The sequence below is a fragment of the Algibacter sp. L1A34 genome (assembly GCF_009796805.1).
Lineage (GTDB): Bacteria > Bacteroidota > Bacteroidia > Flavobacteriales > Flavobacteriaceae > Algibacter.
The window spans coordinates 2176337-2190901 of record NZ_CP047029.1; the positions used below are offsets into that span (position 1 = coordinate 2176337).

Below are 14565 nucleotides of genomic sequence, written 5' to 3' on the forward strand. Positions count from 1 at the left end.
TTATTTGAATAACGATTTATTAATATAGGTTTCCTATTTTGTGGAAGTAAAAAATAAAATTTGTAATGGCAAACGAAAAAGAAAATCCTAAACAAGGACAAATAAATATAGAGTTAGATGAAAAAGTAGCAGAAGGGACTTATTCTAATCTAGCAATTATAAATCATTCGGTTTCCGAATTTGTAGTAGATTTTGTGAATATCATGCCTGGTGTTCCTAAAAGTAAAGTAAAATCTCGTATTATTTTAACACCCCAGCATGCCAAACGTTTGTTAAAAGCGTTAAGTGAAAATGTAACACGTTTTGAGAGTGCACACGGTGAAATTAAAGATTACGAGCAACCACCAATACCGTTAAATTTTGGTCCAACTGGACAAGCTTAAAACAATAAAAATCCCTTTAATAATTTATTAAAGGGATTTTTTTACTTATATGTTTTATTTATTAAATGGATAAAATTAACTCGCCTTCTTTTTAACTCTGTAACTATATTGCAAAGCTCCAGAAGGACATTTTTTTATTTGATTAATAACATGAGTTGGCTCTGCGTTTTCTATATTAATCCACGGAATAACTTTGTTACTAAAAATTTCAGGAAGTGCTTTTACACATGTTCCAGATAAGGAACACACAAAAGGATCGTAGGTTATAGTAATATCGTTATTACTAAATTCTCTGGCTTTAATCTTCATAATAAATTATACGAACTTATTTTAATTTTGGTTTGGTTGAAATTATTTGATTATTTATACTCTGAAACAAAGTGAAATTTAATACTTGGATACTTCTGTTGTGTCATTTGTAACGAAAAGGAAGAATCGGCTAAAAACACTAATTGATTTTGCTTATCCTTTGCAAGAAAACGTTGTTTTACTCTCACAAACTCTTTGTATTCTTCATTTTTAGGATCTTCTGGCTCTATCCAACAAGCTTTAAAAACATTTAAGTTTTCATAAGTACATTTTGCACCATATTCATGCTCTAATCTGTATTGGATAACTTCATATTGAAGCGCACCAACAGTTCCAATTACTTTTCTACCATTAAGCTCTAAAGTGAATAATTGCGCAACACCTTCGTCCATTAATTGATCGATACCTTTAAAAAGTTGTTTCGATTTCAAAGGGTCGGCATTATTAATATACCTAAAATGTTCTGGAGAAAAACTTGGAACACCTTTATAGTTTAAAATTTCCCCTTCTGTTAAAGTATCTCCAATTTTAAAAGTCCCCGTATCTTGTAGGCCTACAATATCACCAGGATAGGAGATGTCGACAATTTCTTTCTTTTCAGCAAAAAAAGCATTAGGACTAGAAAATTTTACTTTTTTATTATGTCTTACATGTAAATAAGGTGCATTACGTTTAAACTCGCCCGAAACAATTTTAACAAATGCTAAACGGTTTCGGTGATTAGGATCCATATTGGCGTGGATTTTAAACACAAACCCAGTAAATTTAGTTTCGTCTGGTTGCACTAAACGCTCTTCACTTTGTTTTGGTCTAGGTTTTGGAGCTATTTCTACAAAACAGTCCAATAATTCACGAACCCCAAAATTATTTAAAGCCGAACCAAAGAATACTGGTTGTTGTTGGCCATTTAAATAGGTTTGTTTATCAAATTTAGGATAGATACCTTCTACCAATTCAATTTCTTCACGTAATGTATTTGCAGCTTTTTCGCCTATTAACTTATCTAATTCTGGTGATGATAAATCCGAGATTTCAATAGTTTCTTCGATATCTCTTCTACTATCTCCACTAAATAAATTAACATTTTTCTCCCAAAGATTATAGATACCTTTAAAATCGTAACCCATACCAATTGGAAAACTCAAAGGAGCCACTTTCAACCCTAGTTTTTGTTCAACTTCATCTAATAAATCGAAAGCATCTTTACCTTCTCTATCCATTTTATTAATGAAAACAATCATAGGTATGTTTCGCATGCGGCAAACTTCAACCAATTTTTCGGTTTGTTCCTCAACACCTTTTGCTACATCAATAACAACAATAACACTATCTACTGCTGTTAAAGTTCTAAAAGTATCTTCTGCAAAATCTTTATGTCCAGGTGTATCAAGAATATTTATTTTAATACCGTTATATTCAAAAGCAAGTACAGATGTTGCTACCGAAATTCCACGCTGGCGTTCAATTTCCATAAAGTCACTCGTAGCACCTTTCTTTATTTTATTACTTTTTACAGCTCCAGCTTCTTGTATAGCTCCACCAAATAAAAGTAATTTTTCTGTTAAGGTTGTTTTACCGGCATCGGGATGCGAGATAATACCAAAAGTTCGTCTGCGTTGTATTTCTTTTAAAAAAGACATAAAAATATAATTTTGGCAAATATAAATGTTATTACATATTTAATACTATTTATAAATAGCCCATTTTGCTTTTGTTTGAATTAAAAAGGACATTTTTTACAATTTAAGCTTATTAAAAATTGATATTTTTTGATAAAATAAGAATTGCAGTTTTACAATTTAGCGAAGAAAATTAATGTTTTAGTTAACGATTCAAATTTAATTTGGATTAATTTTTCAATCTTAGAATAGTTGATTATTTTTATTACAGTAAAAATGAAACAATAAGCCCAAAGTACGAAATGGTCTAGAAATTAAAAATAGCATTTATTAAGAAGCACTTTTTCTGTTTAAAGAAGTATTATTCTTTTTTTTAAGAATTAGTTGGTATTTTTGTAAACTATGATTGAAGAAAAAGTTGTTTTAGTAAACGAAAAAGATGAGCAAATAGGTTTAATGCCTAAGTTAGAAGCTCATGAAAAAGCCGTTTTACACCGCGCATTTTCAGTATTTGTTTTTAATGATAAAAATGAATTAATGATGCATCAACGTGCATTAAATAAATACCATTCTCCGGGACTTTGGACTAACACTTGTTGTAGCCATCAACGAGATGGAGAAAGTAACCTTCAGGCAGGAAAAAGACGTTTGCAAGAAGAAATGGGTTTTGTGGTAGAATTAAAGGAAACGATATCTTTTATATATAAAGCGCCGTTTGATAATGGATTAACCGAGCATGAATTTGATCATATAATGGTTGGTAACTACAATGGAGAACCTATTATAAATCCAGATGAAGTAGCTAGTTGGAAATGGATGACTTTAGATGCCGTAGAAGTTGATATGGCACAACACCCCAAACAATATACGGAGTGGTTTAAAATAATATTCGAAAAATTCTACGAGCATATAAACATAGCTTAATATGGAAGTAACAGTTAACAGAAAAGCGCATTTTAACTCAGCGCATCGATTGTACCGAAAAGACTGGAGTTTTGAAAAAAATGATGCTATTTTCGGAAAATGTAACAACCCAAACTTTCATGGGCACAATTACGAACTCATTGTTAGTGTTACAGGAGAAATAGATAAAGAAACGGGTTTTGTAGTTGATATGAAAGTTTTAAAAGAACTTATTAAAATTGAAATTGAAGACCGGTTAGATCATAAAAATTTAAATTTAGAAGTTCCTGAATTTAAAGATCTAAACCCAACAGCCGAAAATATAGCTGTTGTTATTTACAATAAAATAAAACCAAAATTAAATGCAAGACTTGCATTAGAAATAACCCTTTTTGAAACGCCAAGGAATTTTGTGAGATATTCTGGGAAGTAAATGTTATTAATTTTTTTAGACAAAAACATATTAAGAAAGTATCAGTTTTTCGAATCTAAAAGTATTTAAAATAAGGTTTATTAGAGATGAAATGAGCGTTCGATTAAAATAGTCTTAAAAATGTTAAAGGTTTAGAAGTTTATGTTTAATTTTGTAAAAATTTAAAAGCGATAAAAATGGCAAATGTTAAAAACCTAAAAAAAGATATTAATTATGTTTTAGGTGATATTATAGAAGCAGTATATGTTTGGGAATATGCAAACACAGATAAAGATACTAAAGAAAGCGAAGCAATTATTGATGAAGCAATTGCTACTTTTGATGAGTTAATAGTTAAAGTAAATACTAAAAGTGATAATGCAAAAGCACACTTTAAAGCAATTAATGCTGAGTTAGAATCAAAAGGATTGGCTTTAATCGAAAAAATCAATAATTTAGGATAAATTTTTTAACTTAAATGTTGCACATGTAATTTAAGATATTATATTTGCACTCGTTAAAAAAGCCGATGTAGCTCAGCTGGCTAGAGCAGCTGATTTGTAATCAGCAGGTCGTGGGTTCGAGTCCCTCCATCGGCTCTTAAAAAACAAAAAAGACCTTTCAAATTTGAAAGGTCTTTTTTTATGTGTAAAAAGTAAGGTTTATTATTCTTTTTCAGAAGCTTTAATTTCATCAATAAACGCTTGCAATTCCTTTCCATATTTAGATGCTTTAACTTTTTCTGTTAGAGATACATTAATGGTATCCAATAAGCTTATTTTAGCGTTGTATATTTCGGTTAAAGCTAAATAAGGTGCAACTTCACTATCTTTATTATTAAGAGCGAAATTCACAGTATACAAGTATCTTCTTTTTAAGATACTTTCAGTTTGCTTTTGGATTACTTTTAGTTTAGAAGTATCTCCAGCCATTTGTGCTTCAAACTTATCTTTTATTAAATCTAAATTTCTTCCGTTAAATTTACCAATCATGGTTTGGTAATTTTCTAATACCTTTTGCTGTTCCGATCCAATAATTTTTGCATCATAAGCAAAATTTTTAAGGGTTGCGTTTATTTCCGTAATACCTTTATCTGCAAAAAATGAAATGCCATCTTCTCGTTTACTGTTTTTGTCTAAAAACAGAAAGAAAACCTCAGGGGTTTCTAAGTTGCTATGTAATTCGAAATTTGGATTTCCACTTATAACTAAAGAGTCTACATTAACAAGAGCAGAGTCTTTTACTTTTTTAAGATAAACGGTTCCTTTTTTTAAACCTTTAATATGGCCTTTAACGGTTAAGTCGTGTTGTTCTTTTCCGCAAGAAACCATCAAACAAACTAATAATATTACAAGTACTCTATTCATAGAAAATTATGCTTTTTTTTAAGTGTTACAAATATCTCACTTTTATATTTTAAATACTAATACCCATAATTGAATTATTTACGTTAAAAAGAACTTAAAATTATCAAGCACTTAAAGTTTGGCACGCCGTTTGCTTTTAGAGTAATAGTTATATTCTATATAAATAGTTTATTGAGTGGTTACTTTAAACTTTAGAATTGTAACTCATATTTTGATTGGTTAGTTAGAAAAAAAGCATCCGTTTACGGGTGCTTTTTTTGTTTAATACATGTAGGTGATTTTAATAGTAAGTAATAAAAAACCATGCGTTTCATCGATTTTATCGATTATTTAATCTTTAAGTGTTAAAATTAAGTGTATTTCATCGATTTTAAGTGTGTTTAATCGTTTCGTTAAGTTTCTAAATTATATATTTGGAGTGTTCTAAATAACACACCTTTTAGTTCAATGGATTAATTAATTAGTATTTGCATTATGTTGTTGAAATGGAATCCCAAATCTAACCTCATAATAATAACGCAAATGATAGAAAACCGAGTTTGAGGGAACTCGGTTTTTTTTATGTCTAATTATTTTGGGTTTCATTATTTTAGCTAACTTTGCTATTATGAAGTCGAAATTTCTCTATTTAGCTCTACTATTCTCTGTCTTTTCATTTGCACAATTACCTAAGGGTTTTGTTTATGTTAAAGATATAATTCCAGATTTAAATGTTGAGTTGCGCTATAATACCACCTATAATTTTGTTGGCAAGCGAGTAGATGGTTATAAATCTAACCGTTTAATTTTAACAAAACAGGCTGCTGAAGCTCTACGTTTGGTACAAGCTGAATTAGAAGATGAAAATTTATGCCTTAAAGTATACGATGGTTATAGACCTCAACAAGGCGTAAATCACTTTATACGTTGGGCTAGGGATTTGAGCGATACTATCAATAAATCTATTTTTTATCCTAAAATTAATAAGCGAATATTGTTTAAATCAGGCTATATTGCTACAAGATCTGGCCATAGTAGAGGAAGTACCATCGATTTAACTATTGTAGATGGTAATACTGGAGACATTTTAGACATGGGAAGTCCGTTCGATTTTTTCGGAGAAGCATCATGGGTTAATTATCCTAATATTTCAGAAAAGCAAAAAGAAAATCGACAAATACTTCAATCGGTAATGCGTAAATATGGTTTTAGAAATTACTCAAAAGAATGGTGGCATTTTACACTTCGCGGCGAACCGTTTCCTAAAACATTTTTTGATTTCCCTATAGAATAATTTATATTAAAGTTGTTATGCGTTTTAGCTAATTACTCAATAATTTCGCAATCACGTATATAGATATTGAGCAACGGCCAATCGCCTTTACCTGTATCTACTGCTGCAATTTTATCAATAACGTCCATACCACGCGTTACATGCCCAAAAACGGTGTAATCGCCATCTAGAAAGTGCGAGCCACCATGTTGTTGAATAATAAAAAACTCATAAGGCGATGCTAATTTATGTGGGTTATCAATAGCACTACTAGGCATAGAAATTACACCGCGATCATGTTTAAAGCCTCGTTTGGTATCTGGAGGAAGCAGATATTTTCCGATTTTCCCTCGTTTTTTAGAAATTTTAATATCGTCGCTATTACCTGCTTGTACCATATAATTATCTATCACGCGGTAAAATTGGGTGTCAACAAAATATTTCTGTTTAGTGAGAAAAATAAAATTTGACCGGTGGAATTTTGTTTCATTATAAAGCAAAATATCAAAGCTACCAAAATCTGTTGTAATCCGGACTTTGTTTTCTTTGTGGTGTTTATCATATTCAAGAAAAAACTCCATGGCACTTTTAGAATCTAACCTTTCAAAAGCATCAGGATCTTCTTGAATTGTATCCTTTTTAATTGTTTTTGTTACCGCAGTTTCTGTTGTAGATTTCTTTTTAGAATGCTTATCTTCACAATTCAGAAATAAAAAAAATAAACATAAAAGCAATACAATACGCATATCAATGAATTTTGATGAATTTTTAAAATCTATTTCAAAAATAGAAAATATACAGCTACCAGCCGAGGCTTCTCAGTTTAAAATGGTACCACCTTTCCGTCAAGAACTTTTAAAAAAGCAAGAAGAAGCTATTAAACACGCCAAACAAGCTGGTGTTTTATCTTTATTTTATCCGAATGAAAACAATGAAACAACCTTCGTTTTAATTTTAAGGAAAATCTATAAAGGCGCACACTCTGGGCAAGTGGCGTTTCCTGGAGGTAAATTGGAAGCAAGCGATAAATCTTTGGAAGATGCTGCAGTTCGTGAAACTTTTGAAGAAGTGGGAGTGCCCATTAAAAACATAAAAGTAATGCGTGAATTAAGTAAAGTTTATATTCCGCCAAGTAACTTTTATGTATATCCATTTTTGGGAGTTACATATAAAAAACCTACTTTTATAAAGCAAGAAGATGAAGTCGAGGCTATTATAGAAATAAAATTAAAACATTTTTTAGATGAAAAAAGTGTGATTCAAAAAAAGGTAAAAACCTCGTATAGTCTTGAAGTCGAGGTGCCTGCATTTAATTTAAATGGGCATATAGTTTGGGGGGCGACAGCCATGATGCTAAGTGAAGTTAAAGACTTATTAAAACAGCTTATCTAGTTTGCTAGAATTGTTACATTTGTAAATACTATTTAACTAACCAATTTGATGCGTGATTTATGGGATTGTTTAAGAGAAATCCATTCGGACATATATTAATTTTAAAGAAATGGCTTATCAGAATCTTCGGATTGATAACGCATAGAAGGTTTCGGGGCTTTAACGAACTACAAATTGAAGGCTCGGAAATTATAAAAGATTTACCAGATACCAACGTGCTTTTTGTATCAAATCATCAAACGTATTTCGCAGATGTTGTAGCTATGTTTCATGTTTTTAATGCAAGTTTAAGCGGAAGAACAGATTCTATAAAAAACATTGGTTATATCTGGCACCCAAAACTTAATATATATTATGTAGCAGCCAAAGAAACCATGAAAGCTGGTTTATTGCCTAAAATTTTGGCTTATATGGGCTCGATTAGTATTGAACGTACTTGGAGATCGGAAGGTAAAGATGTAAACCGCCAAGTAAAAATGAGCGATATTTCTAGTATTGGTAAAGCTTTAGATGATGGTTGGGTAATTACCTTTCCACAAGGTACAACTACGCCTTTTAAGCCTATTAGAAAGGGAACAGCACATATTATTAAACGTTATAAACCCATTGTTGTACCTATTGTTATTGATGGGTTCCGTAGATCTTTTGATAAAAAAGGATTATTTATAAAAAAGAAAAACATTTTTCAATCTTTTGAAATAAAAGCACCTTTAGAAATTGATTACGAGAATGATACCAACGATGATATTGTGAAAAAAATAGAACAAGCTATTGAGCAACATCCTTCTTTTCTTAAAGTAATTCCACAAAAAGAACTTGCAGCTCTTGAAGAATTGAATAAAAAACGTAAATGGTAAAACATTTTGTTTTCATACTTACTTATTAGATTATAGTTAATGCCAGAAGCAACCACCACGAACGAGGTGTTTTCAAATTTAAAAAACTATTTTGGTTACGATAGTTTTAGAGCCAATCAACAAGAAATTGTAGAAGCCGTTTTAAACAAAAAAGATTGCTTGGTTATTATGCCAACAGGCGGTGGTAAATCTATGTGTTTTCAACTTCCGGCTTTATCTTTTAAAGGGGTTACTCTTGTGATTTCGCCTTTGATAGCTTTAATGAAAGACCAAGTAGATGGTTTGAATGCCAACGGAATACCCGCAGAGTATTTCAACAGTAGCCAAAGTGGTTTAGAGCAATCATCCATTATAGAAAACGTAATTCGAGCCGAAATAAAATTACTTTACGTAGCTCCAGAAAGTTTAGCTTCACTACAAAATATTTTAACCGAAAAATATATTAGCTGTATTGCGATAGACGAGGCGCATTGTATTTCTTCTTGGGGACACGATTTTCGTCCATCGTATCAGCAGCTTGGTTTTTTGAAATCGACTCTTCCTAATACGCCTTTTATAGCATTAACAGCAACTGCAGATAAAGCTACACGAGAAGATATAGCCAAACAACTCCGTATAGAACATGCGCAACTGTTTATTTCATCTTTCGATAGAAAAAATATTGGTTTGGAAGTACGAGCGGCGAATAATCGAATTTCACAAGTTGTCAAGTTTATAAATTCTAGACCAAACCAATCGGGAATTATTTATTGCTTAAGCAGAAAAACAACAGAGCAACTTGCAAAAAAATTAAAAGCAAATAAAATTCCAGCAGAAGCTTACCACGCTGGTTTAAACTTTGATAAACGAAGTAAGGTTCAAGAATCTTTTATTCGTGATAAAACCCAAATAGTTTGTGCTACAGTGGCTTTCGGGATGGGTATTGATAAATCTAACGTGCGTTGGGTAGTGCATTACAATATGCCTAAAAATATTGAAGGCTACTATCAAGAAATTGGTCGCGCTGGTCGAGATGGATTAAAATCGCATGCTTTGTTGTTTCATAGCTATGCCGATGTTATTCAGTTACAAAATTTTGCAAGTGGCGCATCTAATGAAGCCGTGCAGATTGCTAAACTTGACAGGATGAAACAGTTTGCAGAAGCTAACACTTGCAGACGGAAAATTTTACTTGGTTATTTTGGTGAGTTATTAGGCGATGACTGCGGTAATTGTGATGTTTGTAAAAATCCACCACAATTTTTTGATGGTACTATTATCGCTCAAAAAATTCTTTCGGCAGTGTATCGTTTACAAGAAAAAGAAGCCATGGGTATGATTATCGATGTGCTCCGCGGTTCTCAAAATGCGGCTGTTTTGGCAAAGGGATATCAAAATGTACGCACCTTTGGTATTGGGAATGATATTGCCTGGAAACATTGGCAATATTTTGTAATTCAGCTTATAAATCAAGGGTTTTGCGAAATAGCATTTCATAAAAATAATGCCTTGCAACTTACCGAATTTTCTAATAACGTGTTGTTTAAAGGTGCAAAAGTAGCCCTTACAAAACCTGTTGCTGTTACCGAAATAAAACCTGTGGTTAAGGAGAAACGCACGCGAGCAACAAAAACAAGGACAAAAACACGTACTAAAGCCAAAGCACCAACAGATAATTTATTTGAACGCTTACGCAGATTGCGTTATAAAATTGCCCAAGAAGAAGATATTCCTGCTTATTTGGTGTTTAGTGATGCTACTTTAAAAGAAATTGAAAAGGAACGCCCATTAAGTGAAGATGATTTTTTAAGGATTAGTGGAGTAGGGCAGCGTAAGCTTGAAGTTTATGGTGATGAATTTATGGCAGAAATCATGAATTTCATGGGGTCTAAACCTAAGAAAACAAAAAAAGGAGATACATATTTAAAAACTTACGAACTTTATCAATCGGGTTTATCTATAGATGAAATTGCTATGCAACGCAAATTAGGAACAACAACCGTTTACTCACATATTGCAAAATTGTATAGTACAGGTAAAAAAATAAATATCTACGATTTTGTGAGTAAAAGCGAAGTAGAAGCTGTTCAAAAAGCCAAAAAAGAATTAGATGGTCCAAAAGCCTTAAGAGCATATTTTGAATATTTTAATGAATCGATAGATTATTTTAAAATACGTTTAGCATTAAGTGTTATTGATAAAGACTAAAGAGTTTCTGTTTTTTTAACTGAAAATTAATTAACTTCGATTTTAATAAAACTGAAAAATATGCCGACAGATTTAATTGAAGACGAGGTTTTTAGTAAACAAGATTTCTCAAAAAACCGATTACCTAAGGCCGATTACGAGTATTGCACGTTTAAGAATTGTAACTTTTCTGAAGGTTTATTGTCGGGTGTACAATTTTTAGAATGTGAATTTATCGACTGTAATTTGAGCTCTTCAGATATTACAGGTTCTACTTTTCAGGATGTTAAATTTGTAGGCTGTAAATTATTGGGTTTGCATTTTGAAAGTTGTAACCCGTTTGGTTTTGCTTTACAGTTTAAAGATTGCCAATTAAATCATGCTTCTTTTTATCAAATGGAATTAAAACATGTGCAGTTTTCTAACTCTAAGCTAATAACTGTAGATTTTACTGAAAGTAATTTTAGCGCGTCAAGTTTTAATGATTGCGATTTACAAGGCGCTACTTTTGAAAATACGAATCTAGAAAAAACAGATTTCCGAAAAGCGATTAATTATAATATTCATCCTGAAAAGAATAGAATAAAAGGTGCCAAGTTTTCGTTAGATGGTGTGGCTGGGCTTTTAGCCGTTTATGGGGTTGAGATTGAAGCTGTTTAATTCTTCTATTTTTTGAGTTACTATTGCAATATTCTCATGAAAATGGAAACATAATACAATCCTGTTAATATAAAAACGATACCTGCAACTGTTCGCATTACCTTTTCAATTTTAGTAATTCTATTATAGAAAACCCCAACTTTTCCGGCTGTAAAGGCTAATAAATAAGTAAAAAGAATTACTGGTAACCCTGTTCCGAATGCGAATATAATGGGTAAATAAAGTCCGTTTGCGGATGTAATGGTCATTGGGATTAGCATGCCAAAAAATAAGGCACCGCTATATGGACAAAATGCTAAAGCAAAAACCACACCTATCAAAAAAGAACCTAGTAATCCTTTATCTTTAAATTTATCTGATAATTTTTCCTGAAAATTCGATTTTCCTAAAAAATTGAGTTTGATAATGTTTAACATAATCAGCCCAATGATTATTAATAAAGGCCCTAAATACTTCTCTCCATTCTGATTAAAAAATCGAGCAATATGAAATTTGCTTGCTCCAAAATATAATATCAACCCAATTGCAGTATAACTAAACCCTCTTCCTAAAGAGTATAATAACCCACTTAAAAAAATTTTCCGTTTGCTTGAAATATTTTTTGAGATATAAGCAGTTGCTGTTATATTGGTTGCCAAAGGGCACGGGCTTATGGCTGTCATTAATCCGAGTATAAATGCCGATAGAATAGGAACGTTATAATCTTCTAAAAGAGATTGTAAAAAATCCATTTATAAGGTCTTTAATTCCGTGTCAATTTTGGCTTTTAATTCTTTAGAAAACACATCTTGGTCATTTCCTTCCATAAAGGCAAATTCGGTTAAATCAATTTGTTTTTCTTTACCATTTTTTATCACATTAATAATTAAAGCAGTTCCTGAGGCTTCGAATTTTTCAGCAATTTTTTCGTTCTCCTTTTTGTCGACATCAATAACTTGAAATGTGATTTCTTTAGCTTCTAGTTCTTTTGAAAAATAAGTATCTAATGTATATTTTGTATTTGCTTCAATGGCTTTACAAGTCATGCATCTGTGGGTAGAGTGGAAGTCTAAAACTTCTATTTTTGAAATGGATTGATTTAAGGATAGTTCTTTATTTTTGCTTTGTTCTTTACAAGCTATTAGCATCATTCCGATTGCTAAAACTGTGAATATTTTACTCATTACTTTAATTTTGTTTTTTTGGATCTTCAATTTCATTGTATAATTTATTTATGATTATAATAATATGTTGAATAAATAGCCTGAAATAATAATGCAGAAGGTAACCACACTAAAAAAGATAGCAATCAGTTTTAATGTCATCACTTTTTTTAAGAGCATGGCTTCTGGTAAGGATAAACCAACAACACCCATCATAAAGGCAATTGCAGTGCCTAACGGAATACCTTTTGCTACTAAAACCTGAGCTACAGGTAGTATTCCAGATGCGTTAGAGTACATGGGTACTGCTAAAATAGTAGCAATGGGTACAGCAAAAAGATTGTCTTTCGCCATATATTTCTCAAAGAAACCTTCGGGAATATAACCATGCATTAGTCCTCCAATCGCAATACCTACAATAACATAAGGAATAATACCTTTAAGAATATTTAGTACTTCGTCCCAAATTATTGGCAACCGTTGTTTTAAAGTTTGCTTTTCGGCAATAAAGGTATCTTGTTCTTTTTGTGCATTTGCTAAAATATTTTTTACCCAAGGTGTTAAATAAGCTTCCAATTTTAATTTCTGAAGAATAACGCCTGAAATTGTACCTAATAAAATACCGCTAATTACATAAATAATAGTGGTTTTAACTCCAAATAGGCCAACAAAAAGTCCGATGGCAACTTCATTAACTAAAGGAGACGTAATTAAAAATGCAAAGGTGACACCCAATGGTATTCCTCCTCTTACAAAACCAATAAATAACGGAACGGAAGAGCATGAACAGAATGGTGTTACGACTCCAAAAAGACTGGCCACTAAATATTCTAAACCGTATAATTTATTTCTTGAAAGATAGTTTTTAACCTTATCTATAGGGAAGTAGCTGTTAATTGTGCCCATTAAAAATATAATTACTAAAAGAAGTAATAGAATTTTTACTGTATCATAAATAAAGAAATTTAGAGCTTCTGCCAGATGTTGTTCTTTGTTTAAGTTCACAACATCATAAACAAACCAATCTGCTATATTTTGTATCCAATCAAACATTTTTAATTGTTTTAATTGTGCCAGAAATGTTACAAGACATTTTTACGGTATTATAGATTGTTCCAAACTTTTCGATGTTCTTTTTTAACAAATCTGTATTTAACTTTTTATCGTTACTGTAGATTGTTAAAGTATAAGTTAGATTATCCATCCTTGGTGGATTTTCAAGACGCGTGGCATTAACTTCAAGTGTGGTTTTAGTATATGTGAATTTCATCATAGCAGAAAAACGTTCTACATTTTTAAGCATGCATGCAGCAAACGACCCTAAGAATAATTCTGCCGGATTAGGCAAGGTTTTAGCTGTTTTTGGAGTTGTCCCAAAATCTATATTCGATTCTTTTATATGAATAACAGCATCTTCATCTGAGATAGAAGATGCTTTGATTTGATAATTCATAACCTAAAATTTAATTAGTTTAAAAGGGCTAATACTTCGTTTTTTGAAGGTATTCTGCCTTTTATTGTAATAACACCATCAATGACCAATGCTGGTGTACTCATAACATTGAATTTCATGATTTCTTCGATATCCTCAACTTTTTCAATAGTTGCATCAATATTGTTTTCCGATACTACATCTTTAACAACACCTGTCATAGTTTGACATTTTGGACACCCAGTTCCTAGAATTTTAATTACTTTACTCATAATATTTGTATTTGTTTATCGTCAATAAACGATATGTTTATTAAAAAATATCAATCAAAAAATTGCTGAAATAATGATTTGGCAATACTCCAGTTTTTTTGATCGATACAGTACTTTATTTTGGGCGGTTTTAATTCACCTTGAATTAAACCAGCGTTTTTAAGCTCTTTAAGGTGTTGAGAAATTGTAGATTGTGCCAAAGGAAAGACTTCAACCAAATCACCAGTAAAACAGCACGATTGGTTTTCAAGGTGTTTTAAAATGGCAATACGTGTTGGGTGGGCTAAAGCTTTAGCAAATTTTGCTAGAGTTTCTGTATCTTCCTTGTATTCTATATGTTCTAAACTTCTTTTCATATCTCTTATCGCAAATGTACGATTGGTTTTTTAGTTGGAAGAT

Annotated in this window: 19 protein-coding genes and 1 tRNA gene; 10 read left to right on the forward strand and 10 right to left on the reverse strand. The window is 31.5% G+C overall.

What is annotated here, in order from left to right; all coding sequences use genetic code 11:
- The first annotated feature begins 65 nt into the window (after positions 1–65).
- A complete protein-coding gene (locus GQR97_RS09390) occupies positions 66–383 on the forward strand; it encodes a DUF3467 domain-containing protein (RefSeq protein ID WP_158847736.1) in 318 nt (105 codons plus the stop codon).
- A 75-nt stretch (positions 384–458) separates the two neighbouring features.
- On the opposite strand, the gene GQR97_RS09395 is transcribed toward GQR97_RS09390, so the two are convergent.
- Both GQR97_RS09395 and GQR97_RS09400 read right to left on the reverse strand, forming a co-directional pair.
- Positions 459–692 (reverse strand): (4Fe-4S)-binding protein, encoded by a 234-nt coding sequence (locus GQR97_RS09395; RefSeq protein ID WP_158847738.1) that lies wholly within the window; start codon positions 690–692, stop codon positions 459–461.
- 50 nt (positions 693–742) lie between these two features.
- The gene (locus tag GQR97_RS09400) at positions 743–2332 is read right to left on the reverse strand and encodes a peptide chain release factor 3 (protein WP_158847740.1); all 1590 of its coding nucleotides are present in this window, start codon (positions 2330–2332) and stop codon (positions 743–745) included.
- 381 nt (positions 2333–2713) lie between these two features.
- Between GQR97_RS09400 and idi the strand changes: the two genes are divergently transcribed.
- The 4 genes from idi to GQR97_RS09420 all read left to right on the forward strand — a co-directional run bounded on the left by idi (position 2714) and on the right by GQR97_RS09420 (position 4225).
- Complete coding sequence (idi, locus tag GQR97_RS09405; protein ID WP_158847742.1) at positions 2714–3235, forward strand: isopentenyl-diphosphate Delta-isomerase; 522 nt, start codon at positions 2714–2716, stop codon at positions 3233–3235.
- Position 3236: 1 nt separating this feature from the next.
- Entirely contained in the window at positions 3237–3647 is a 411-nt protein-coding gene (locus GQR97_RS09410; RefSeq protein ID WP_158847744.1) for a 6-pyruvoyl trahydropterin synthase family protein, read from the forward strand.
- A 176-nt stretch (positions 3648–3823) separates the two neighbouring features.
- The gene (locus GQR97_RS09415) at positions 3824–4090 is read left to right on the forward strand and encodes a hypothetical protein (RefSeq protein WP_158847746.1); all 267 of its coding nucleotides are present in this window, start codon (positions 3824–3826) and stop codon (positions 4088–4090) included.
- 61 nt (positions 4091–4151) lie between these two features.
- Positions 4152–4225, forward strand: a tRNA-Thr gene (locus GQR97_RS09420).
- 66 nt (positions 4226–4291) lie between these two features.
- Here the strand turns inward: GQR97_RS09420 and GQR97_RS09425 are convergent.
- A complete protein-coding gene (locus GQR97_RS09425; protein ID WP_158847748.1) occupies positions 4292–4993 on the reverse strand; it encodes a DUF4369 domain-containing protein in 702 nt (233 codons plus the stop codon).
- A gap of 607 nt (positions 4994–5600) precedes the next feature.
- Here GQR97_RS09425 and GQR97_RS09430 point away from each other — a divergent pair.
- On the forward strand, positions 5601–6266 hold the full coding sequence (locus GQR97_RS09430; RefSeq protein ID WP_158847750.1) for a M15 family metallopeptidase: 666 nt from the start codon (positions 5601–5603) through the stop codon (positions 6264–6266).
- Between the two features lie 32 nt (positions 6267–6298).
- Here GQR97_RS09430 and GQR97_RS09435 read toward each other — a convergent pair whose 3' ends face one another.
- The gene (locus GQR97_RS09435; protein WP_158847752.1) at positions 6299–6991 is read right to left on the reverse strand and encodes a peptidylprolyl isomerase; all 693 of its coding nucleotides are present in this window, start codon (positions 6989–6991) and stop codon (positions 6299–6301) included.
- Positions 6992–6995: 4 nt separating this feature from the next.
- On the opposite strand from GQR97_RS09435, the gene GQR97_RS09440 reads away from it, so the two are divergent.
- Genes GQR97_RS09440 through GQR97_RS09455 form a run of 4 tightly spaced genes read left to right on the forward strand, consistent with a single transcriptional unit; the run spans position 6996 to position 11320 of the window.
- On the forward strand, positions 6996–7637 hold the full coding sequence (locus tag GQR97_RS09440; protein ID WP_158847754.1) for an NUDIX hydrolase: 642 nt from the start codon (positions 6996–6998) through the stop codon (positions 7635–7637).
- A 59-nt stretch (positions 7638–7696) separates the two neighbouring features.
- Positions 7697–8494, forward strand: coding sequence for a lysophospholipid acyltransferase family protein (locus tag GQR97_RS09445; RefSeq protein WP_158847756.1), 798 nt, complete (start codon positions 7697–7699; stop codon positions 8492–8494).
- A 39-nt stretch (positions 8495–8533) separates the two neighbouring features.
- On the forward strand, positions 8534–10681 hold the full coding sequence (recQ, locus tag GQR97_RS09450; protein WP_158847758.1) for a DNA helicase RecQ: 2148 nt from the start codon (positions 8534–8536) through the stop codon (positions 10679–10681).
- A gap of 60 nt (positions 10682–10741) precedes the next feature.
- Positions 10742–11320 carry a pentapeptide repeat-containing protein gene (locus tag GQR97_RS09455; protein WP_158847761.1) on the forward strand — a complete coding sequence of 193 codons (579 nt, stop codon included), beginning with the start codon at positions 10742–10744 and terminating at the stop codon, positions 11318–11320.
- 20 nt (positions 11321–11340) lie between these two features.
- On the opposite strand, the gene GQR97_RS09460 is transcribed toward GQR97_RS09455, so the two are convergent.
- The 6 genes from GQR97_RS09460 to GQR97_RS09485 are packed head-to-tail and all read right to left on the reverse strand — an operon-like array spanning position 11341 to position 14522.
- A complete protein-coding gene (locus tag GQR97_RS09460) occupies positions 11341–12051 on the reverse strand; it encodes an aromatic aminobenezylarsenical efflux permease ArsG family transporter (protein WP_158847763.1) in 711 nt (236 codons plus the stop codon).
- Entirely contained in the window at positions 12052–12483 is a 432-nt protein-coding gene (locus tag GQR97_RS09465) for a nitrophenyl compound nitroreductase subunit ArsF family protein (protein WP_158847765.1), read from the reverse strand. It abuts the gene before it with no gap.
- A 54-nt stretch (positions 12484–12537) separates the two neighbouring features.
- The gene (locus GQR97_RS09470; protein WP_158847767.1) at positions 12538–13515 is read right to left on the reverse strand and encodes a permease; all 978 of its coding nucleotides are present in this window, start codon (positions 13513–13515) and stop codon (positions 12538–12540) included.
- On the reverse strand, positions 13508–13915 hold the full coding sequence (locus tag GQR97_RS09475; protein WP_158847769.1) for an OsmC family protein: 408 nt from the start codon (positions 13913–13915) through the stop codon (positions 13508–13510). The genes GQR97_RS09470 and GQR97_RS09475 overlap by 8 nt, the downstream gene beginning before the upstream one ends.
- A 14-nt stretch (positions 13916–13929) precedes the next feature.
- Positions 13930–14166, reverse strand: coding sequence for a thioredoxin family protein (locus GQR97_RS09480; RefSeq protein ID WP_158847771.1), 237 nt, complete (start codon positions 14164–14166; stop codon positions 13930–13932).
- Between the two features lie 50 nt (positions 14167–14216).
- Positions 14217–14522: an ArsR/SmtB family transcription factor gene (locus tag GQR97_RS09485; RefSeq protein WP_158847773.1), complete on the reverse strand. Its 306-nt coding sequence runs from the start codon at positions 14520–14522 to the stop codon at positions 14217–14219.
- Positions 14523–14565 lie beyond the last annotated feature (43 nt).